The sequence below is a fragment of the Bacterioplanes sanyensis genome (assembly GCF_002237535.1).
Lineage (GTDB): Bacteria > Pseudomonadota > Gammaproteobacteria > Pseudomonadales > Oceanobacteraceae > Bacterioplanes > Bacterioplanes sanyensis_A.
In genome coordinates, this window is the sequence record NZ_CP022530.1 from 1,514,711 (window position 1) to 1,535,101 (window position 20,391).

The 20,391-nt window shown below is 52.8% G+C and carries 22 protein-coding genes; 18 read left to right on the forward strand and 4 right to left on the reverse strand.

The genetic code is table 11. The features are described 5' to 3' along the window. The first annotated feature begins 440 nt into the window (after positions 1–440). From CHH28_RS07185 to CHH28_RS07225, 9 genes are all read left to right on the forward strand, one after another. Positions 441–1,484, forward strand: coding sequence for a mannan-binding lectin (locus CHH28_RS07185; protein ID WP_094059661.1), 1,044 nt, complete (start codon positions 441–443; stop codon positions 1,482–1,484). Between the two features lie 246 nt (positions 1,485–1,730). Continuing rightward, complete coding sequence (locus CHH28_RS07190; protein WP_094059662.1) at positions 1,731–2,246, forward strand: GNAT family N-acetyltransferase; 516 nt, start codon at positions 1,731–1,733, stop codon at positions 2,244–2,246. A 26-nt stretch (positions 2,247–2,272) separates the two neighbouring features. Continuing rightward, on the forward strand, positions 2,273–2,896 hold the full coding sequence (locus tag CHH28_RS07195) for a DNA-3-methyladenine glycosylase I (RefSeq protein ID WP_094059663.1): 624 nt from the start codon (positions 2,273–2,275) through the stop codon (positions 2,894–2,896). 742 nt (positions 2,897–3,638) lie between these two features. After that, the gene (locus CHH28_RS07200; protein ID WP_094059664.1) at positions 3,639–4,670 is read left to right on the forward strand and encodes a phospholipase; all 1,032 of its coding nucleotides are present in this window, start codon (positions 3,639–3,641) and stop codon (positions 4,668–4,670) included. Then, the gene (locus CHH28_RS07205; protein ID WP_094059665.1) at positions 4,670–6,013 is read left to right on the forward strand and encodes a peptidylprolyl isomerase; all 1,344 of its coding nucleotides are present in this window, start codon (positions 4,670–4,672) and stop codon (positions 6,011–6,013) included. Before CHH28_RS07200 ends, CHH28_RS07205 begins: the two co-directional genes overlap by 1 nt. Beyond that, entirely contained in the window at positions 6,010–6,672 is a 663-nt protein-coding gene (locus CHH28_RS07210) for a hypothetical protein (RefSeq protein WP_094059666.1), read from the forward strand. Before CHH28_RS07205 ends, CHH28_RS07210 begins: the two co-directional genes overlap by 4 nt. A gap of 102 nt (positions 6,673–6,774) precedes the next feature. Next, entirely contained in the window at positions 6,775–7,188 is a 414-nt protein-coding gene (locus CHH28_RS07215) for an ACT domain-containing protein (protein WP_094059667.1), read from the forward strand. 319 nt (positions 7,189–7,507) lie between these two features. After that, on the forward strand, positions 7,508–8,224 hold the full coding sequence (locus tag CHH28_RS07220) for a DUF4336 domain-containing protein (protein ID WP_094059668.1): 717 nt from the start codon (positions 7,508–7,510) through the stop codon (positions 8,222–8,224). 364 nt (positions 8,225–8,588) lie between these two features. Continuing rightward, the gene (locus CHH28_RS07225) at positions 8,589–9,473 is read left to right on the forward strand and encodes a fatty acid desaturase (RefSeq protein ID WP_094059669.1); all 885 of its coding nucleotides are present in this window, start codon (positions 8,589–8,591) and stop codon (positions 9,471–9,473) included. Positions 9,474–9,489: 16 nt separating this feature from the next. Here the strand turns inward: CHH28_RS07225 and sstT are convergent, their stop codons facing one another. Further along, positions 9,490–10,695, reverse strand: a complete 1,206-nt coding sequence (gene sstT / locus CHH28_RS07230) for a serine/threonine transporter SstT (protein ID WP_094059670.1) — start codon at positions 10,693–10,695, stop codon at positions 9,490–9,492. 449 nt (positions 10,696–11,144) lie between these two features. Here sstT and CHH28_RS07235 point away from each other — a divergent pair, with 449 nt between their 5' ends. Then, a complete protein-coding gene (locus CHH28_RS07235; RefSeq protein ID WP_094059671.1) occupies positions 11,145–11,585 on the forward strand; it encodes a hypothetical protein in 441 nt (146 codons plus the stop codon). Here the strand turns inward: CHH28_RS07235 and CHH28_RS07240 are convergent. Both CHH28_RS07240 and dapC read right to left on the reverse strand, forming a co-directional pair. Then, entirely contained in the window at positions 11,579–12,007 is a 429-nt protein-coding gene (locus CHH28_RS07240; RefSeq protein ID WP_094059672.1) for a SufE family protein, read from the reverse strand. The two genes, CHH28_RS07235 and CHH28_RS07240, sit on opposite strands and share 7 nt — an antisense overlap. A gap of 12 nt (positions 12,008–12,019) precedes the next feature. Beyond that, positions 12,020–13,210 (reverse strand): succinyldiaminopimelate transaminase, encoded by a 1,191-nt coding sequence (gene dapC / locus CHH28_RS07245; RefSeq protein WP_094059673.1) that lies wholly within the window; start codon positions 13,208–13,210, stop codon positions 12,020–12,022. Between the two features lie 213 nt (positions 13,211–13,423). Here dapC and CHH28_RS07250 point away from each other — a divergent pair, with 213 nt between their 5' ends. The 8 genes from CHH28_RS07250 (at position 13,424) to CHH28_RS07285 (ending at position 18,271) form a co-directional block, all read left to right on the forward strand. Next, positions 13,424–13,990, forward strand: coding sequence for a flavodoxin family protein (locus CHH28_RS07250; RefSeq protein WP_094059674.1), 567 nt, complete (start codon positions 13,424–13,426; stop codon positions 13,988–13,990). A 29-nt stretch (positions 13,991–14,019) separates the two neighbouring features. Continuing rightward, on the forward strand, positions 14,020–14,796 hold the full coding sequence (locus CHH28_RS07255) for an alpha/beta fold hydrolase (RefSeq protein WP_094059675.1): 777 nt from the start codon (positions 14,020–14,022) through the stop codon (positions 14,794–14,796). A gap of 67 nt (positions 14,797–14,863) precedes the next feature. Continuing rightward, positions 14,864–15,385 (forward strand): GNAT family N-acetyltransferase, encoded by a 522-nt coding sequence (locus tag CHH28_RS07260; protein ID WP_094062010.1) that lies wholly within the window; start codon positions 14,864–14,866, stop codon positions 15,383–15,385. Positions 15,386–15,396: 11 nt separating this feature from the next. Then, on the forward strand, positions 15,397–15,996 hold the full coding sequence (locus CHH28_RS07265) for an SIS domain-containing protein (RefSeq protein WP_094059676.1): 600 nt from the start codon (positions 15,397–15,399) through the stop codon (positions 15,994–15,996). Between the two features lie 57 nt (positions 15,997–16,053). After that, positions 16,054–16,704 (forward strand): class I SAM-dependent methyltransferase, encoded by a 651-nt coding sequence (locus CHH28_RS07270; protein ID WP_199244028.1) that lies wholly within the window; start codon positions 16,054–16,056, stop codon positions 16,702–16,704. 114 nt (positions 16,705–16,818) lie between these two features. Further along, entirely contained in the window at positions 16,819–17,373 is a 555-nt protein-coding gene (locus tag CHH28_RS07275) for a GNAT family N-acetyltransferase (RefSeq protein ID WP_199244029.1), read from the forward strand. Positions 17,374–17,555: 182 nt separating this feature from the next. Continuing rightward, a complete protein-coding gene (locus CHH28_RS07280) occupies positions 17,556–18,038 on the forward strand; it encodes a hypothetical protein (RefSeq protein WP_094059679.1) in 483 nt (160 codons plus the stop codon). Positions 18,039–18,046: 8 nt separating this feature from the next. Beyond that, positions 18,047–18,271, forward strand: coding sequence for a hypothetical protein (locus CHH28_RS07285; protein WP_094059680.1), 225 nt, complete (start codon positions 18,047–18,049; stop codon positions 18,269–18,271). Positions 18,272–18,287: 16 nt separating this feature from the next. Here the strand turns inward: CHH28_RS07285 and CHH28_RS07290 are convergent, their stop codons facing one another. Next, positions 18,288–20,105 carry a GGDEF domain-containing protein gene (locus tag CHH28_RS07290; RefSeq protein WP_094059681.1) on the reverse strand — a complete coding sequence of 606 codons (1,818 nt, stop codon included), beginning with the start codon at positions 20,103–20,105 and terminating at the stop codon, positions 18,288–18,290. Positions 20,106–20,391 lie beyond the last annotated feature (286 nt).

The window sequence follows — 20,391 nt, forward strand, 5'->3', positions numbered from 1 at the left end:
GTCAGATAGCAGCAATCGGCGATACAGGGTTTGAGTTCTCTGGTGCTCTCCACAGGGCGTGGGCAGCAGGCATCCATAACGTCGCTGTCGACGATGAAAAGGGCTGGTTATCTCCTGCCATCGCTACCTTTCTCCGACAGCCTGATGCACTCGCGCAGAGCTGTGCAGACTTATCCATAGGGACCCCGGTGCAATAACCGTACTGGCCTCTCCAGCAGGGAAGCCAGTGTTGATTTGCAGTCGGTTAGTCATCGACTAGGGTTAGCATCGATCATCTGCCCTCACCGGTGAGTATAAGCTACCGCAGCTTGTCATTATTCGGTGGTTGTTACTCCAAGCGTTTTAACCACCTTTTTATACCCATTAGAGGAATGGGCCGCTGATTGGGATGGCCGATCTGAGAGGTCGGCCGAACTATAAAAATCATAAGGATATTGACCATGAATATGTATGTTTTGAAAAAAAATTGCAAAACGTCGCTATTACTGGCTTTGGCTGCTGTTTTGGTGCTTGTCGGGACAAGGACTGTGTATGCATCCTCGTTGCCTGCAAAACCTTCAATGTCATTAGGCAATATTAAGTCTGAGTGCATAACTCAGCACCCAAGTGGGACAATGGTAGTGAGGTCAGAAAACGGCGCCAAGATAACCCATCCCGACGGCAGTACGTTTGATGTCGCTGACAAAACTGACTGTCAAAAGGTCGCGATGGAGAAGTCTAAAGAGCCGTTGGCGACCACCCAGTGTCCGCCGCTGCATTGGGAATATCTGAATGCACAGACCTGGTTTCCGCCGGCAGTTGTCGGCAGCTTTACAGCGAATTATACCGTGCCGCCGACGCCGGACATCGTTGGCGAACAATCATTATTTTACTGGATCGGATTGGACAGTGACTATGGTGTTATTCAGCCTGTGTTGGCTTTCTCTGACGGAGGCTGGAAATTTGCGAGCTTTATTGTCGCCAACAATAACATCCATATGAGCAGCTATATCGATGTGAAACCCAATGATGTGATTCAGGCAGCGATCAAAAAAGTACCGGGGGAAAATAGCCAATACCAAATTACGGCATCGTCTTCAGGGCAGTCTTCCAATCTGAATGTCGATATTCAGGGGCATGCCATGCCTTGGGCGATGAATGTGTTAGAGAGCTGGTTTCTGCAAAGCTGTAACGAGTTGTCCGAAGGCCCTATGTTATTTAGCAATATTGAGATGAAAGATGTTGCCGGACAAGTGTTGTCCCCGCAATGGACACCATTTACGACCCTAGTAAATAAAAACCTATGCAAATCTACCATGACGGTAAACAATAATGGGATAGCGGTCACCAAACCAGCCTACATCGGTTTAGAAGCCGGACCAATCTGGGACAACAGCGACGCACGAAATAAGTGCCCCAGTACCTGTGGCAGAGCTTGTTTGCAGTGGAGTGGGCAATGGCGTACTACGGAACCTGGCAAGCAGTCGGTGTGTGGCTGTAACTAAACCTTCGTGTTCTTAATATTATGAATAAGGCCTGGTGAAAGTCGCCAGGTCCCATTTTTTGCTGACAACACAATAAGCCGTAGTGACTACTGTAGATCAATACAACTACGGGGGTTACTCTTACGGAATGTTTTGTCGATTAATAGCCCTTTGCTATTTACCTCTGTATTATATCTATGAAATTCACACTACATGGGTTATCTGCGTTAGCTTCTGTCACAAATACTCAGAGGTACCCTAGAATATATGCAACCTATTATTACCACCTCGCGCCTGAAATTACGCCCGTTTACCGCATTAGATGCAGCACGCGTAGCTGAGCTGGCCGGCGACTCGCGTATTGCCGCCATGACGGCGAATATTCCTCATCCCTATCAGCAGTCGGACGCTACGTTATGGATTGCTCGCCATGCATCCTTGTTCAGTACTGGGCGTGGTGTTGTTTATGCGATTGTGGTCAGTGACTCTGATGAGCTAGTCGGCGCCGTCAGTTTGCCGGTTATCGATCAGGGTACGGGTACTTTGGGGTATTGGCTTGGTGTTGATTACTGGGGACTGGGCTACGCCACGGAGGCGGCCAAGGCTTTGGTTGATTTTGCCAAGCAACATCTGGGGCTACTTCAATTAAAGGTCATGCACCTAAAAGAAAATCAGCGCTCCAGGGCGGTGGTTAAGAAACTGGGCGTCACCTATATCGGTGAGCAGATGAATCGTATGCAAGGTCAAGACCGTGAAGTCTGCGTCTACTTGTCCGCTGTGTAGCGCTACCCAATTTAAGGAGTACATGTATGAACACGACCGTAGTCGGACCGGATGGCAAGCCGCGATGCAATTGGTGCGCCGCGGCTCCTGAGTTCTTCGACTATCACGATCGCGAGTGGGGTTATCCGGTGGATGACGATCGGCGTTTGTTCGAAAAGCTGTGTCTGGAAAGTTTTCAGTCTGGTCTGAGCTGGCGAACGATATTGGCCAAACGCGAACATTTTCGCGCCGCGTTTGCGCAGTTTGATTTTAATGTGATGGCTCAGTACACCGCAGTTGATGTCGAGCGCTTGCTGCAGAACGCAGGCATTGTCCGCCATCGCGGAAAAATCGAAGCGGTAATTAATAATGCTCAAAAAGCGCAGCAAATGGTGGCGACAGAGGGGTCGCTAGCCGCTTTTTTCTGGCGCTTTGAGCCTGATGAAAAGCTGCAACCGGAGCCGCAGACGGCATCGACATCACCAGAATCGGTGGCGTTATCAAAAGCGCTGAAGAAATTAGGCTGGAAGTTTGTTGGCCCAACCACTGTGTATGCCTTTATGCAGGCGATGGGTCTGATCAATGATCATGCCAGTGATTGTGTGATGCGAATAACAGCTGATAAGGCGCGACATGATTTTAAACGCCCGGTGTCTGCTAGGACTTGTTAATTTGACTCGTTAAATATCCATCTCCGGCCTTGCTTGAAGGGCTTTCAGCTCATAACAGCGTGGTCGAAATAGTGTTAACAGGCCCCAGTTGGATGCCAAACGCCAAGCAAGTGATCAAGTCTTTAACCAAGCCATTGAGCGCAAACACTGCCGAAAGAGCAGGTAAAAAAAAGCGGCGGTGTCGAAACACCGCCGCACAGACAACAAAGAGTGGAAAGTTCACGTTACGTCTCAGTCGCTGAGTGTGCTATCAGGCAGGTAGCTGAGATTGTTTATCAGACCACAGGCATGTTGTTGAGTTCATCGCAATGACTGGCGTTTGGCTGGTTATCGCGTCTGCGGATATGGATGCCAGTTGGACAAACTGGTCAATGTTTATTCGCCGGCATTTTAACTAACTCTCTTGTCACTAATTTGGCAGATGGCCCACACACGCTGGCGTTGATGGTTGGCACAGTGCTTTTCCACTGTCCACAGAGCGCCCACGGCCCAGCTACTGGTTGTGCAAAATCCTCTCTACAACAACGACTTATCATCAAACTGCAGTCAAAACGTCATGAAACTTTCGTACCGTTTTTAGGGGTAAAAACGGTCAGCCAGTATCACTAAAACGGACAGTTTGGGGGGGCCGATGTGTCGCCTCAGGCCAACCTGTTTGTGGCGTTAGGCCAGTGCTTGCCAGAACTTTGTCAGCGGTGGTGGAATGCCCGCCATCACAACAACAACAAATCACGGAATCATCATGAAAACGTCGCTCACCCTCGCTCTCGGCGCTACTCTGCTGTGCGCTTCTGCCACCACGCAAGCTTTCACCCAGCCTACGCATAAGCGCATCGTCATGGATGCCATTGCTTACATGGAACGCCACCCAGAGACTACTGAGTACAATAAGTTGGCCACTGCCGTGCAGGCCGCTGGTTACAGCATGCAGGCGTTTGCCGAGGAAGTGGGTCAAGGCGCCTACGACGTCGATGATTTTGCCGACACCTTTATTTGTGGTGCGGTAACGGGAGATTGTGTCGAGGCACCGGTGTGGGGCGCAGGTTCGGCCATTGTGAAATACACCTCGTACTGGCATTTCCAAAACCACACCCGCGGTGGTGATGTGCACGGTAATGACTTGGGCGGCTACAACTACGATTTGCTGACGGTGTGGGGCGCCATTGATAACATGGCCGCCACCTGGCTGGTGGGCGACCACCTGGATGATGGCAAAGGTGGTATGACGGGCTGGTGCATGTTCTGGTCGTGCAACGAAGATTCTGAATACGACAGTTACGGTAAAACCGAGGCCAACTATCGCCAGGGCAGCCAGTCCAATAAAGGCATGTACGAAGACTTCGAAAAAATGCCGTTCCAGCCTATCGATAACCTGGGGCAGCACTGGTACAACCAATTCTGGCAACAACCAACCGCGCAAACCTTGGGCTTTGTGCTGCACACCACCGACTTGCTGCAGCCGCATCATACTTGGACCACCTCTGATTTAAACCACTCTGGCTGGGAAGGCTGGGTGGAAGATCACTACAACAGCTTGCAACTGAACGACGACGCGTTAATCAGTGATGCGATGAACAGCTTTACCCCGATTCCAGCTTCGCAGCGCGATATTCGTCCGTTGCTGACCGAAGGCGGCGCGATCTCCTACAGCCAGGGCGGTATCGTGCTGAGCTCTAAGGCGGCAGCGGATCGTGAGCAAGTAGCAAAAGTGGTCATTCCACACGCCATTGCCATGACGGTGCATGTTCTTAACCATGCGGCGAACCGTCTGTAATGGCACTGTGGGCACGTGGCTTACTGGCCCTATTACTGAGCTTCAGTGCCACTTTGGCGCAGGCTCAGATCGACTATCAGCTGCAAGACGATGAGCTCATCGCCAAGCTGACACTGGCGCAACAGCCGCCGTTGTTGCTGAGCAAAACTCTGATCGACGTTTTTGTGCAGCACCAGCGCACCGCAGCCCAAGCGCGTGGACAATCCGTCACCGCGCGTTTGGTGGTGCAGCAGTTGTTGGATAACGCCTTGCTGGCCGCTCATGTGCAGCAGCAATACAACGAGCAGCAGTTGTGGCCACACAATCGAGTCGGATTTGATTATGCCGTGGAACGCCAGCGCCAGCGTGTATCGCTGTTGCGCGGCTACTACAGCGGAGCCATCGAAGCGGCGGTTAAAGCGTTACCCGGCGCATCGTTGGCAGCGATTACCCAGTGGCAGCTGCCGCAAGATCCGCTGGCGGCATTTGCACTCAAGCCGGGTCTGTCGATTGCGCTAACGGAGGCGCAGCGTCAGCAGGCGATCAGTACCCCCGTGTTGAGCATCGACCTGAATCAGGACGGTCAAGCCGATGAGCAGCTCAGCGTGTGGGATCTGTACCAGCGTCAGAACGTGCAAGGACGACTGGCCATCCAGCAAGGCGACATTGGGCTACTAAAGGCCCAAGCCAGGCAGTGGGTGGGTGAACGTTTTATCGAACACTATGCGCAGCAGCGCTGGTCTGCACGAGACTGGCAAGCGTTGGAGCAAACGCTGATCAACCAGCAATTGGCCACGCGATTGCGTCAGTTGGTGGGCGTGTATGCCGATATTCACGACGACAATCCAGCCTTGCGCAGCGCCGCCGAGCAAGTGTCTGATGCACAGCTGCAGCAGGCCTACGATCAGCACCGTGACGACTTCAAAGTGGTGGAGCGGGTCAAAGTGAAGCGCATTCAATTGGCCAGCCAGCAACAGGCAGACGATGTTTATCAGCGCATTCAGCAGGGCATGGCGTTTGATGTCGCGGCGCAGCAGTTCTCGCAGCAGTCCGAGGTGGATCTGGGGTGGCTGCAGCGCGATGACGAGCAGCGCGGTTGGCTGCATACCGTCGCTTTCACTCAGCCGCAAGGTGCGGTGTCGCGACCGTTTCGCAGCCCGCAAAGCACCTCACCTGTGGTGTTTGAAATCCTGCTGATCGAAGCACGTGAAGAGGGCTATTTACCGCTCAGTGATGCCGGTGTGCGCTACGAGTTGGCGCGTGAAATTGCCACACATCAGCTGCTGCACGACTACCAGGAGCTGCAACAGCGCTTGCGCCGCCAGGCACAGATCTCGTTAAACCAGCGTTTGCAGCAGTCATGAAACTGGCGTTAGCGCTGGCCTTATTGCTGATGTTGGGTTGGGGCTGGCGCAGCAGCATCGATGTGCAGCAGCTCCCTGCGCACAGCGCGCCGCTGCAGCCAGCCGATACCGGCCACAGCCAAGCAAGCGCCAGCCAAACAAGCATCAGCGCAGCGGCCCCTGCACCAGTGCAGAGCCCAGCGAGCGCTGTTAAAGAGGCCGACAGTGTGGCGCCGACACCTGCCGATAATTGGCTGCCCAATGCCGAGGCGGTGGCCAGTCTGGCCCATGCGCGGGTAAATGGCGATGCACGTGCCCCGGCCTTGAGCGAGACGGTACAACGTAGCGCACCGACCATGGACGAGCTGGCCGACCATGATTTGTATTTGGCCTACGAGCAGCGCCAGGATAAGCAGCTCAAGCGCGCCTACGTTGAGGCCGCTCAGGTGAAAACCGCTGAGCTGCAAAGCTGGATTGCCAAAGGGCGGCAATACGGCATCAGCGACGCGCAAATTGCCCAAGCACAGCGCAAGCTGCAGGGCATTCAGGCCATGGCGGCGGAATTACAGCAACAGCATCCTGATTTGCTCAACGAGGAGTTTCGGCCACAGCAAACGCCTTGGTTGCAGATGCAGAGTGCCGATGCGTCTAATTCAGTTCAGACCCAGACCCAGCCTTAAGCACTGCGCTAGCCAGCAGAGCGTTGCTTAATCGAACGACCATCAACCAATGCAACCTGTATCATTCCGTTGATTTGATAGAGACGATAGAGAGAACAAGCAATGAGCGGACTGACCAACCTGCAACAGATGCTCGAGCAGATGGAGCCAGAACTGATGCCAGAAGAATGGGCCTTTTGCAGCGTGCCAGGCCCGCTATCGGCCTACATTGAGCTGGAGCCTTTGGCCAGCATGCAGGAAAAAGAAGGCCTGAGCCTGATTGTGCCGCAAGCCAAGGCCTCGCATCCGCTGCTGGCGGACGTTGAGGTGCTGGGTCCGTATCGGCAAATCACCCTGAACGTACATTCCAGCTTGGAAGCCGTTGGCCTAACCGCCGCGTTTGCACAGGCGCTGACACAACACGGCATCAGTGCCAATGTGGTGGCCGGTTTTTATCACGATCATATCTTTGTCACTGTGGATAAAGCCGAGTCAGCACTCATCGCACTAAAAGCCCTGAGTGATGACGCGCGTTAAACGACAAACCTTTGCCCTGGGGCCAGTGAACACTAATTAGCTCCTTGCCGCTGGAAACCAGTTTTTTCTTGAGTCAGGCATGAGGAGTGTGGTTTAACTGGTTAAATCAGCAACGAATAACGCTAAATAGGGAAAAGTGGACGCCAGCCTTCCGGGGTATCTTTGAACTCCCTCAATCTGTGTTGCACATCCCTCGTTTAACTCGTTAAACATCACTCTTGGCGCTTTAATTGAGGGATTTTTAGTTCATAGCAGCGTGATTGAACTGGTGTTCACAGGCCCTAGCGGTATCGTGCAAAAAACGCTCAAGGAGGATGTCATGCTCGAACTTGCCGATAATATCTGGGCGGTCGCTGGTGAAACCGTGCCGTTTTTCACTCTGCCGTTTGCCACCCGCATGGTGGTGGTGCGACTGCCGGACAACAGTTTGTGGATCCACAGTCCAGTGCGGTTAACGGCGACGCTGCAGCAGCGTCTGCAAGAGCTTGGGGATGTGCGTTATTTAATTGCCCCCAACGCGTTGCATCATTTGTTTTTGAGTGACTGGCAGCAGGCCTTTCCCGAGGCGCTGAGCTACGGCACTCAAGGCGTGATTAATAAGCGCTCAGACCTGCCCTTCGATGGTGTTTTGGAGGCAGATATCGAGTTGCCGTGGCACGCAGATATTCACTCGCGCTTGGTGACCGGCTCGGCGGTGATGCAAGAGTGTGTGTTTTGCCACCGTCCCAGTGCGACCTTGATCGTCACCGATTTGATTGAAAACTTCGATCGCCAAGCACTGCCGGTGGGCAAGCGCTGGCTGGCGCAACTGGCGGGGGTGGTCGCGCCCAACGGCAAAACACCGCTCGATTGGCGGCTGACCTTTTACCCACATAAAGATGAAATTCGCCAGCACATTGAGCAGATGTTGGCCTGGCAGCCACAGCGTATTGTGATGGCTCACGGCGTTATTGTGCAAAGCGACGCCGAGGCGTTCTTGCGCCGTGCGTTTGCTTGGACTGGGCTCAATGCACGCTCTGAGGAGCCAGTGGCCTAGGGTCGGTTAACACTATCTAGCTCTCTACTGCCGGAGTCAGTTTTTTCTTGAGTGAGGCGTGGGCATGAGGCGTGTGATGTAGCTGGTTAAATAAGCAACGAATAACGCAACTCAGGGAAAAACGGATTCCAGCCGTTCGGGGTATGGCTGAACATCCCCAACCTGTGTTGCTCATCCTTTATGTAACTCGTTAAACATTCATCTTTGCGCCTTGATTGAGGGAACAGTTCATAACAGCGTGATCGAGATAGTGTTAACCGCCCCTAACACTGGCCGTTTGCCACCGGCTGACGACGACATCCACCCTGTTCGCCAGTGATGCATTCCAATATTGTCCGACAATCTTACAGTTGTTGGAGTTGATATGTCTGTACCTCGCATTCCCTCAGCGCAGGAGGTGCGTCATCCGGCGATGGCGCAGCTACTAAAACAACCGCGTTTTGCCTGGCCGACCCTGATGTTATTTGTGGTCGCTGCCAGCGGCTGGTTAGCCAGTGGCACGGCTGGGGCATTGCAGCTCATTCCTGTGTGGCTGGCGGTGGGCATCAGCGCTGCGTGCGCTTATGCCCTGTTCACTGTGCTGCATGATTCCACGCACCGCGCCATTGCCCACAATGCCCGCATCAATGATGGTGTAGGTCAGCTGGCGCAATTGGCATTGCTGCCCATGCCGCTGTACAAAATGTTCCGCTTTGTGCACATGCAGCATCATCGCTTTACTAACGAGGGCATCGAACACGACCCGGACACCTACGTCAGCAGTGGCCCAGCTTGGCAGCTGCCGCTGCGCTGGATGACGTTGGATTTATCGTATTTTGCCTATTACTGGCCCAAACTCAGCCAGCGGCCGCAGGCGGAGCAACGTGAATTCTGGTTGGGCTTGCTGGTGTTGGCGTTGTTGCTGTTATTGGTGGCGGTACAAGGCCTGTGGGCAGAGTTGTTTTGGTTCTGGCTGTTGCCCGGGCGTATGGCGGTCTTTGTGCTGGCGCTGGCGTTTGATTATTGGCCGCACATACCCAAGCGTTCGACGCAGCGCGAAAACCCTTTTTTGGCCAGTAACAACCGTATGGGCGCTGAGTGGCTGCTAACGCCACTGCTGCTCGGGCAGAATTACCATTTGATTCATCATTTGTATCCGCGAGTGCCGTTTTATCGTTATGTGCGGATATGGCGCTGTGCTGAGCCAGAGTTGCGGGCGCAAGGTCCCTTGTTGGTGGACTGGAAAGGCAAACAGCTGGCACCTCGATGAGGTGCCAGGGCAGATCTTACTCGCCGTCGCGCTGAGAAGCGGCAGCGGTGAATACCACATCGGTGGAGCTGTTGAGCGCGGTTTCCGCAGAGTCTTGCACCACGCTGATAATAAAGCCGACCGAGACCACCTGCATGGCAATGCTTTGATCAATGCCAAACAAGTGACAGGCCAGTGGAATCAGCAGCAACGAACCACCGGCAACACCGGAGGCACCGCACGCCGATACCGCCGCCACTACGCTCAGCAGTACCGCGGTGCCAAGGTCGACTTGAATGCCCAGCGTATGGGCGGCCGCCAAGGTCAGCACGGTCACTGTGATGGCTGCACCGGCCATATTGATGGTGGCGCCCAGCGGGATCGACACTGAGTAGATGTTTTCATCCAGCTTCATGTCCTTACACAGCTGCATGTTCACTGGAATGTTGGCTGCCGAGCTGCGGGTGAAAAAGGCCGTAACGCCACTTTCACGCAGGCAACGAATCACCAAAGGGTAGGGGTTCGAGCGTGTCATAAACCACACCAGCGCAGGGTTGATGACCAGAGCAACAAAGATCATGCTGCCGACAATGACCATCAACAACTGGCTGTAGCCAGCCATGGCGGCAAACCCTGTGTGCGCCAAGGTATTCGATAACAAACCAAAAATGCCAATCGGGGCCAGCTGAATTACCCAGCGAATCACCTGAGACACGGCATCTGATACATCGCCCAGTGCTTGGCGTGTGGTTTCACCAGCGTGATGCAGGCTGATGCCCAAGGCAATGGCCCACACCAGAATGCCGACGTAGTTGGCTTCGGTAATGGCCGTGATTGGGTTAGCGACCATATTGCTGATCAAGGTAGCCAATACCTGGCCTAATCCTTCTGGCGGGGTAATGGCGACATCACCGGATTCCAATACCAATTCGGTGGGGAAGGCGAAACTGACAATCACCGCGGTAAAGGCCGCTGCCAAAGTACCGACCAAATACAGACCCAGCACCGGGCGTATATTGGTTTGCATACCACGTTGGCGGTTGGCAATGGCCGACATCACCAGGAAAAACACCAAAATCGGTGCCGTGGCCTTCAAGGCGTTCACAAAAATGGTGCCCAGAATGCCCACTTGTTTGGCCGTTTCAGGGGAAATCAATACCAACACCACAGCCAGGACAATGCCGATCACGATGCGGCTGACCAAGGAGGTGGCACTCATAAAGCGTTGAAAAATCGACAGCATAATAAGCTTCCGGAAAATCGAAATGCCGCAATAAGCCGGTTTTGTTTTAAACAGTCAAGGGATTCCGCAGGAATGTCGCTAAATGATGGAAATGAATGCGGTTTTTTGAGTGTTCTGCCTAGCCTGTTTTACGGTTTTTACGCCAGTATTGTCGGATGAATAAAACCAGTGGCTACTGGCCTTCGGCTGATTAAAAATTAATCATTTGAGCCAGGCCAAAGATGTGCGCAAATCAAAGGCGCGCTCAAATCAAAGGCGCGCACACATCAAAGGCGCGTACGATTAAAATCATGGCGAGAAACGTACGATAAAGATAAATGCCGTCAATGTGCGTGTGGCAAAGCGCCTACAGCAAAGACACACAGGGCACGCACATGACAGCCACGCAGGATAGCCATGAGGATAACCGCGCAGTTTAAACATGCAGAACACAGACTTAGGACACCCAGATGATGTTGGACATTACCCAAGCACTGCAGCCGCTGGCGGCGTGTTTTCTGGCGGCTGAAAACGAAAGCGATAGTGCCCTCTGTGCTCGCATACAGCTGCTGGGGTTATCCAAAGTAGAAGCGCAGCAATGGGCGCTATTGATGCCATTGGCGTTTGCCCGGGCGGCGTACCGCTTTCAACTACCACCGCTCAGCGATGAGGTTGAATGGCACGAGGGTGGGGATTGCCAGCACTTGCAGTTATCACAGCTGGCGCCCTATTCATTAGCGCTGTCTTGGGCCATGGACTGTGGTGCTATGGATGCGATATCAAGCCCGCAATACAACGCCATTGTGCGGCGCAGTGTGGAGTTTGCTGCCATACAGCAGCTGCGTCAGGGGGAGATTGCGCAGCTGCCACGGCCGATCATTACAATGTCAGAGACGCCGAACAGCTATTGAGTGGCTTCTGCTGTGGCACGAATTTTTTCCACCATCGAGCGCAGACCATTGCCGCGTGTAGGGCTCAGGTGTTTGATCAAATCGATGTCAGCGAAAAACGCTTCCATATCAAACGCTAACACTTCCGCTGGCGTTTTGTAGTTGTACGCCGTGAGTACGACGGCCAGTAGGCCACGAACAATATGCGCGTCGGAGTCGGCCTCAAAGACTAACGTGCCGTCTTGCTGGTGATGGTCGATCCATACCTGGCTCTGGCAGCCTCGCAGTAAATAGTCATCCGTCTTTTTACTGTCGTCCATCGCCGGCAGTTGTTTACCTAGGTCGATGATGTATTTGTACCTTTCTTCCCAATCGTCGAAAAAACCCAATGTATCGAGAATATCGTCCGTTGTAATGTCCCGACCAAAACGTGTAGCAGTCATAAATAAATCTCGTTACAGAGTTTGAACAAAAGTACGAATGCGCTGTGCCGCATCGACACACTCTTCAATGCTAGCGACCAGGGCGATACGAATACGATTGGCACCAGGATTCACACCATCGATCGTGCGCGACAAATAAGAGCCAGGTAATACGGTGACGTGTTGCTCGGCAAACAGCCGCTGCGCAAAGGTCTCATCGTCAATGGGAGTCTTGGGCCATAAATAAAAGCTTGCGTCACTTTGCTCAACGTCCATCACTGGCTTTAGGATGTCTAATACCGCACGGAATTTTTCTGTGTATTGTCGACGATTTTCTTGCACATGGTGCTCGTCTCCCCAAGCAGCAATACTGGCCAGCTGGCTTTGCAACGGCATGGCACAACCATGATAGGTGCGGTATTGCAGGAAGGGCTGCAGTAATTGTGCATCACCAGCAATAAAGCCGGAACGCAGGCCGGGTAGATTCGAGCGTTTGGACAACGAATGGAACACCACGCAGCGTCGATAATCATCCCGCCCCAGTCGCGCACATGCTTCCAATAAACCAATGGGCGCATCATGGCCATCGATATAGATTTCTGAATAGCACTCATCGCTGGCAAGGACAAAATCGTAGCGATCCGCCAGTTCAATTAATTGTTGCAGCTGAGCCAGACTGAGAACTGAACCGGTGGGGTTGCCTGGTGAGCACAAAAATAACAACTGGCATCGTTGCCATATATCTTCTGGCACTGCAGAAAAATCGGGGTTAAAGCCATTATCTGCCAAGCATGGCAAAAAGTGGGGCTGTGCTCCAGCCAAATAGGCGGCGCCTTCGTATATCTGATAAAAAGGGTTGGGGCTGACCACCAGCGGCTGCGGCTGGGTGCGATCAATCACCGCCTGAGTAAAAGCGAATATCGCCTCACGGGTGCCGTTCACCGGAATCACTTGCTGAGTATCGATGGCATTTAATGCAAAACGCCGCTGCGCCCAATCGGCAATGGCTTGATTCAGCTCTGGCAGACCTTTGGTGGTTGGGTAGTTTTCCAACCGGCGAATGTTGTTGATCATGGCCTGTTGCACAAACTCAGGTGCCGGGTGCTTTGGCTCACCGACAGACAGCGCAATGTGGCTCAGCTGTTGATTGGGCGTTACCGCAGCTTTCAGCTGGTTCAGCTTTTCAAACGGATAAGGTTGCAGCAATTGCAGATCAGGATTCACAACACGACACCCAGTGGCTCAAGTAAGGTTGCCATTGTAACAGTGCCGTTGCAGCACATGTAGGCCCAAGGCCGGTTCACGAAGCTGGGCTGATGACTGATGCCGACGAGATGAATCCGATTCGCACAGTTATTATCAATTACCACACCGACTGTTGACCTCAACTTAGGTTCAGGAGTTAGCGTCAGCGCTACTTTAATTGGGAGCGAGACGATGACTAAGATTGCGGTTATTTATTTTTCGGCCACTGGCACCACTCACCAGTTGGCTCAGGCGGTGGCAGAGGGCGTTCAATCTCAGCCAGGTGCCAGCGTGCAGTTGGAGCGTATTGAGGGCGAGCAGATCCATCATGGGCGCTTTGTCGAGTTGCAGTTATTGGAGCGGTTACAGCAGGTGGATGCGATGATTTTCGGCTCCCCCACCTATATGGGCAGTGTGGCCTCGCAGTTTAAGGCCTTTACCGATACCACTGGTGAGCTGTGGAGCGAGCAAGCCTGGGCCAACAAGGTGGCCGCCGGCTTTACTGTGGGTACGAACCTCAGTGGCGATCAAAAACACACGCTGGACTACTTTCAAACCTTTGCCAGTCAGCACGGCATGTTGTGGTGTGGGGTCGATATTCCCGGCACGTACGATCCGGCGCTGCGCAATCGCCTCGGCGCTCAGGGCGGTGTAGTGGTGCAAACTGCAGACGGTGTGGTGCCTGAGCGGGATCTAGCGCTGGCGTTTTATTTGGGACAGCGTGTTGCTGGTGTGAGCCAGCGTTTAGCCGCAGAATAAAGCGCTTTTAGGGCTAACGAGGCGCCGCCATGACGATAGCAACACTGCCGCGACAGGGTAGAAATATTGGCTACCGCATCGAGGGCGATGCCAATAAGGCACCCCTGCTGTTATTGCACGGCGGCCTTGGCAGCATGGACGATTTTGCCGCGGTGTTGCCGTCATTAGCGGAGCAATTCCACGTTATTCAGATGGACTTTCGTGGCCATGGGCGCTCGACTTTAGGCAACCTGTCTACCAGCAGCCCTAGCATCAGCTATGCCCGGCACCTGCAGGATGTGATTGCATTGCTGGATCACTTGGCGATAGAACGGTGTTCTGTGCTGGGGTTTAGTGACGGTGGCATTGTTGGCTATTGGCTGGCGTGCCAATACCCGCAGCGGGTGCAGCGTTTGGTGACGGTCGGTTCACAATGGCGCTTGGCGGACGATGATCCAGCACGCGCTATTTTGGCGGATGTGACCGAGTCATTTTGGCGGCAACAGTTTGCACCCGAGGTCGCCAGCTACGAGCAAAGCAATCCTGAACCAGACTTTACTCGTCTGCTGCAACAGGTTCAGTGCATGTGGCTGGATGGCTCGGGCTACCCGCAACAGCAAGTGCAAAACATTGTTTGCCCGGTATTGCTGATGCGTGGCGATGAAGATTTTTTATTATCGTTAGCAGAGACCATCGCATTACAGCAGCAATTAGCCGATGCATGTATTGCCAATATTCCCATGGCATCGCATGCCTTGCTGCAGGAGCAGCCGACGGTAGCAGTAACATTAATTCGTCAGTTTCTAGAAAATAATGAGGCTGAATAATACACCTTAAGTGGTCGCGCGCACGGTGGTTTGCTACAGTACGGCGCGCTTTAACAAGGATTTCTACTTGATTATAAAACCCGAATTGGACGTCGACGGCGACGTGCACATGCAAATTCAGCAGCTTCGCAACGAAGCGTTTCCTGATCATGCGGTTCCGCGCTCTTATTTCAAACAACTTCCACACTATCGTGCACTGAGATTTCACGAACAGCAGCTGATTGCCACCATGGGGCTGGATTATCGCGTGATGTCGGTGGGTGACGAGGTGATCAAGGTACTGGGCATCATCGACCTGTGTGTCGCACGCGAATATCGAGGTCAAGGTATTGCTGGCAGCATGCTTGAACAGTTATCGGACATGGCTTCCGAGCGAGACGTGGATTTTTTGTTGCTGATGGCCGATCAGCCTGAATTTTATCAGCGACATGGTTTTTTAGAACAAGAGCAGCATAGCCAGTGGCTGAAGATTCGCGAGCACAAGCATTATGGCATCGCGCACGAATGCCTGTACGACATGATGGTAAAACCCATATCCGGTAAGCCTTGGCCAACGGGCAACCTGGACTGGCTGGGTTACATGTATTGAGGTAATAAAACATGTTGAGCAACATTACATTCAGCCTGAACGAAGCGCAGCAAGCGCTCAATAATTTATTGAATAATCATGAAGCCATACAGTCGATTGAGGCTGCTGCACAGCAATTAATTACCGCACTTGAGCAAGGCAAGAAAGTATTGTCTTGCGGTAATGGCGGCTCCATGTGTGATGCCATGCACTTTGCGGAGGAACTCACCGGCCGTTACCGTAAAGATCGCCCAGCTTACGCTGCCATTGCGATAGCCGATGCCAGCCACATGAGCTGTGTTGCCAACGATTTTGGTTACGAACATGTTTTCTCCCGCTATGTGCAGGCACATGGCCGCGAGGGCGACGTGTTGGTGGCGCTCAGTACCAGTGGCAAAAGTCCTTCTATTTTGCACGCGGCTGAAGAGGCCCAGCAGCTCGGCATGTCGGTGGTGGTACTGAGTGGGCGTGTGCATGAACCGCTGCAGCAACTCAGCGATGTGTATGTCTGTACTCCAGCCGGGCAGTTTGCTGACCGCGTGCAAGAGCTGCATATCAAGGTGCTGCATATCTTTATTGAACTGATCGAACGACATTTTCATCCAGAAAATTATCAGCACAGTGAGACCTGAATCATTGGCGCAATGTCCATTCATTGCGCTCCCACTCACCAACTGCAAGGAGAGTCAGTGCAGACCACCGAGTTAACCCGCTACTACGCACAACGAGCACAAGAGTATGACCGAATTTACGCGAAACCAGAGCGTCAGTCAGACCTTCGATGGTTAGAGCAGCGCAGCAGCGAGCTGTGCCGAGAAAAACGAATATTAGAGATCGCTTGCGGCACGGGGTATTGGACGCAATTTTTGTGTCGCCAAGCAACGCACATCACTGCCATCGACTTCAATCAGGAAGTCTTAGACATCGCTCGCAACCGCGATTATGGCGACCAATCCGTCCAGTTTGTGCGTGACGATGCCTATACCTTAGAGCAGGTGGAAGGAAAGTTTGATGCGGCCTTTGTCGGTTTTTGGTGGTCACATGTGCCGCTCTGTCGTATACACGAATTTCTGCAGGCATTGCACAGCAAACTGCAGCCGGGCGCGAAAGTATGGTTGCTGGATAATCGCTATGTGGACGGCAGTAGCACGCCGATCAGCCGCATCGGCACGGCCGGTAATAGCTATCAGCAACGACCTTTGGACGATGGCAGTGAATACGAAGTTCTAAAGAACTTTCCGACACCAGAGGCGCTGCGTCAGCAACTCGCTGGCCATACTGACTCCGTAGACGTACTCGAGCGGACGTATTTCTGGCTGGCCGAATACCAGCTTGCATAAACGATGCTCTGCTTAATCACTCTTATGGGAGCATAGTTGCCGGCGCTCAACATAAGCCAGAGCGGCTTTTAATAGACACGTTCTTTAGTCGAGACGCCCTGGAAAAGAGACGCCTTGCAAAAGAGACGCCTTGCAAACGAGACACAGATGATTCGATTAGCAACACCATCCGACTGCAGCAACCTGGCTGTGTTGTCGGCTCAGGTCTGGTTAGATACCTACGCCAAAGAAGGCGTTAAACGTCAGTACTCTGAGTTTGTTTTATCAAACTTCACGGTGGAGTACTTTCAGCAGCTCGTTAGCCACACCGATTTCCGATTATGGCTTTGTGAACAAGGTGACGTTTTACAGGGCTTTGTTCTGGTCAATCTTAAATCACATTGTCAGTGCGATCGGTACACTGCTGGTTATGATCAAGTTGCTGTAAGTGATGTAAGCTATGAAGTTGAAAAGCTGTACGTGAGCAGTCGCCATCAAGGCCAAGGTATTGGCAAGCGACTCTTGGCTGTTATGGAACAAGAATTGGCCAGACCTTATTGGCTGTATACCTGGGTGGAAAACGATGCCAATAGTTTTTACCGGCATTTAGACTTTGCTTTGGTCGGCCAGCTTGCGTTCGAGTTTTCAGGCCATAGCATTCACAATCACGTGTATGTCAAACATCCATAGCGTTTCATGTCACGCCCAGTATATTGGATGTGGCTGCCTGAGCCTTTGCCGTTGAGCTCTTGGCGAAAACGACCGATTGAGGCTAGCAGGTAGCGGCAGGCAGGTAGAGGATGGCAAGTTGAGCTAGGGACATAATGCTGCTAACTCAGCACGAAATACATTATTTAATCACGAGAAATAGAATGCACAGCGACACTGAACGAGATCGCCGCATTGCAGCAGCGCTGGGCTGGCTACTGACGCAGCTGGATACGGTGCCGTACTCAGTGTGCGGTGGCCTAGCGGCGATGGCGTACGGCAGTCAGCGTGCGCTCAATGACATTGACTTATTCGTACCAGAAATCGAGTTTCATGCAATGGCGGCGAAATGTCAGCCATACATCAGTAGGCCAGCTGCGCGCTACCAAGGCGAGGGGTGGGACTTAGAATATCTGCAACTGATCGTGGACGGTATTAAGATAGAAATCGGCAACCCAAAAGACACGTATATATTTAATGTGCAATTGAATGAGTGGCAGCCATTGCTGATTGACTTCGATGCCGTCGACACTCATCGTTTGTTTGGTCACAACCTGTCAGTGATGCGCCAAGCTGATCTGGTCGCCTATAAGTCGGTGTTGCAGCGTGACGTCGATGTACAAGATATTAAACAAATGAAGCAATGAGAAAGAGCATGGCCAACGATTTAGGCTTTAGTTTTCAGCCACAAGGCAATGACTGCTTGATTTACCGCAATGGTAAAAAAGTGACTGTATTACGTGGTGATCGAGCCAAAGAGTTTTTACAAGCCGCCGAGCATGCCAGTGATCATGCCCAGCAGCAGCTCATGGCGCGAGTAACCGGTAATTACAAACGCGGCAACGAGCGCACTGCGAAACTGCATCAGCGTAACCGCTAGAGTCTAGCCTCAGTCGCTACAACCCAGTCTCGGGTTGGGCTGTAGCAGTCGATGTGGTTGTAGCTGTGGTTGTAGCTGTGGATATGCCCGGCCACGTCGGATGTGAGTCCAAGCAAAAGTACGCACTGCCAGGAATCAGCTTGGCTTGCTTTTTTGCCTCCGCTGCCAGGCTGGCCAGCTCTCGGGCTTGTTGCGTTCCTTGCAACAAATAAGACGGTACAATGCCAATCGATACACAAAGTAAAGAGAATGCACATTCTCTGCCGCTGCGATCACTGCTGGTAATGCAGCCTCGCTGCAGGTCGTCGGCGCTGTAGAATTGTTCAACCCCCTCAGCAAAACGCTGCAGCAAGCGCTGACACTGCTGGTGATAGTCTGTCTGTTCGCTGACAACGATAAAATCGTCACCGCCGACGTGGCCGACAAAACTCCCTTGCTGGCACTCACTGTGTAACAACCGGCCCAGCCAGCGCAGCACTGCATCGCCCTGGCGATAGCCATAATGATCGTTAAATGGCTTAAAAAAGTCCAAATCCACGTACATCAAATTGAACCCACGTTGTTCGGCCAGTAAGCGCTCGATGTGCTCATCAATGGGCACGTTGCCGGGCAATAACGTCAGTGGGTTGGCGTAACGTGCGGTTTGTATTTGCGCGTCGGTAATGCGTTTGAGCAGATCGATGGTGTTAACGATGCCGCAATATTCCCCGTCGTCAGAAATAATAAAGTGTTGCCTTAAATAATTGTCTTCCGCACCGGTCATGATGTTGCTTACCGCTTCCAAACTGGTGCGTTTATCGACGATTAGTGGGTCCTGCTGCATCATTTGCTGCACGGTTTTGCGCTCATGCAGTGCGCGTCCATAGGGCAGAGAAAAGGTTTCTTGCACCTTGCGGCGGTGCAATAACCCCACTGGCCGGTTACCTGAAGTGACCGGCAACGACATGAGCTGCGGCTGTTGGCGAAAGTGCTCATCGGCCTCGCGCAAAGTGACTTCGGGAGTAATGCTCATCATCGGTTGGCACAGAGTACCGACCGGCTGCTCCAGCGTATTGCGACTGCTGTGCGTGTGGTCACTGGGCTGATCTGGTGGAACGGTCACCTTAGGGGTCACGGCAGGGCGACCGAGTAAATAGCCTTGCCCCAGTTGAATGCCCAAGCTGCGAATGACCTTGAGCTCAGCCACGCGCTCAATGCCTTCGGCAATGACTTCACAGTTGAGCTGTTCACACAGCTGCACCACGGATGTCACAAAGGCCTGTTTGACCGTATCTTCATCAATGCGCTCGATAAAGTGACGATCAATTTTGACGTAGTCTGGCCGCACGTGTGACCACAGTTTTAAGCCGGAATAACCGGAGCCCAAATCATCAATGGCGATGCCATAACCCAGTTCTTTTAACTGGCCAATCAAGGCGCTAAACTGTGGTAAATCGTCGATCGGAAAACGCTCAGAAATCTCTAGCACCACATTGGCTGGCTGCACTCCCATGCTGAGCAAGTGATCGGTGAGATCCGCCACTTCTTCTGCGCGGCTTAAAACACAGACCGGGCTGACGTTGAGAAACAGCACGCCGCCGATACGGCTACGGGCAAAGTGATTGACCGAAGAGCGCAAACATAACCGCTCCAGCTCGGCGCTGCGCTCCACCTGCTGAGCAACCCGAAACATCAGATCTGCACGCTGCAACAGGTGTCCACTCTCGCCACGGGTGAGCGCCTCATGTCCGAGAGGCTGAAAATTACTCACCTTCACGATGGGCTGTAGAACGGTAAAAATGGCTTCCCTGCTGATCAGATCATCCAAGCTGTGTTGCAGTAACTGTGGCGGCATAGATGAGACTCAGCGATTTAACCCAGCATTGAACTGGCTAAATATGACATGTTGATGAAATTGTCGTAGATGGTCTCATTTGATTGGTCAGTACTCAACGACAACGATCAAGGTTGCCGTTGATGAATCCGTGTTGTTATGACTCCAACGGATGCACTGTTGCTGATGCCCGCGCGGGCAAGGTTTACCCGGGTAAAAACACCCCAGTTGCGTATTGAACGCGCGGTTTTGTGCGCAAATCCTGCTTTGCTGACCATGGTACAGGGCTTGCGTTGCCTTACTGGAA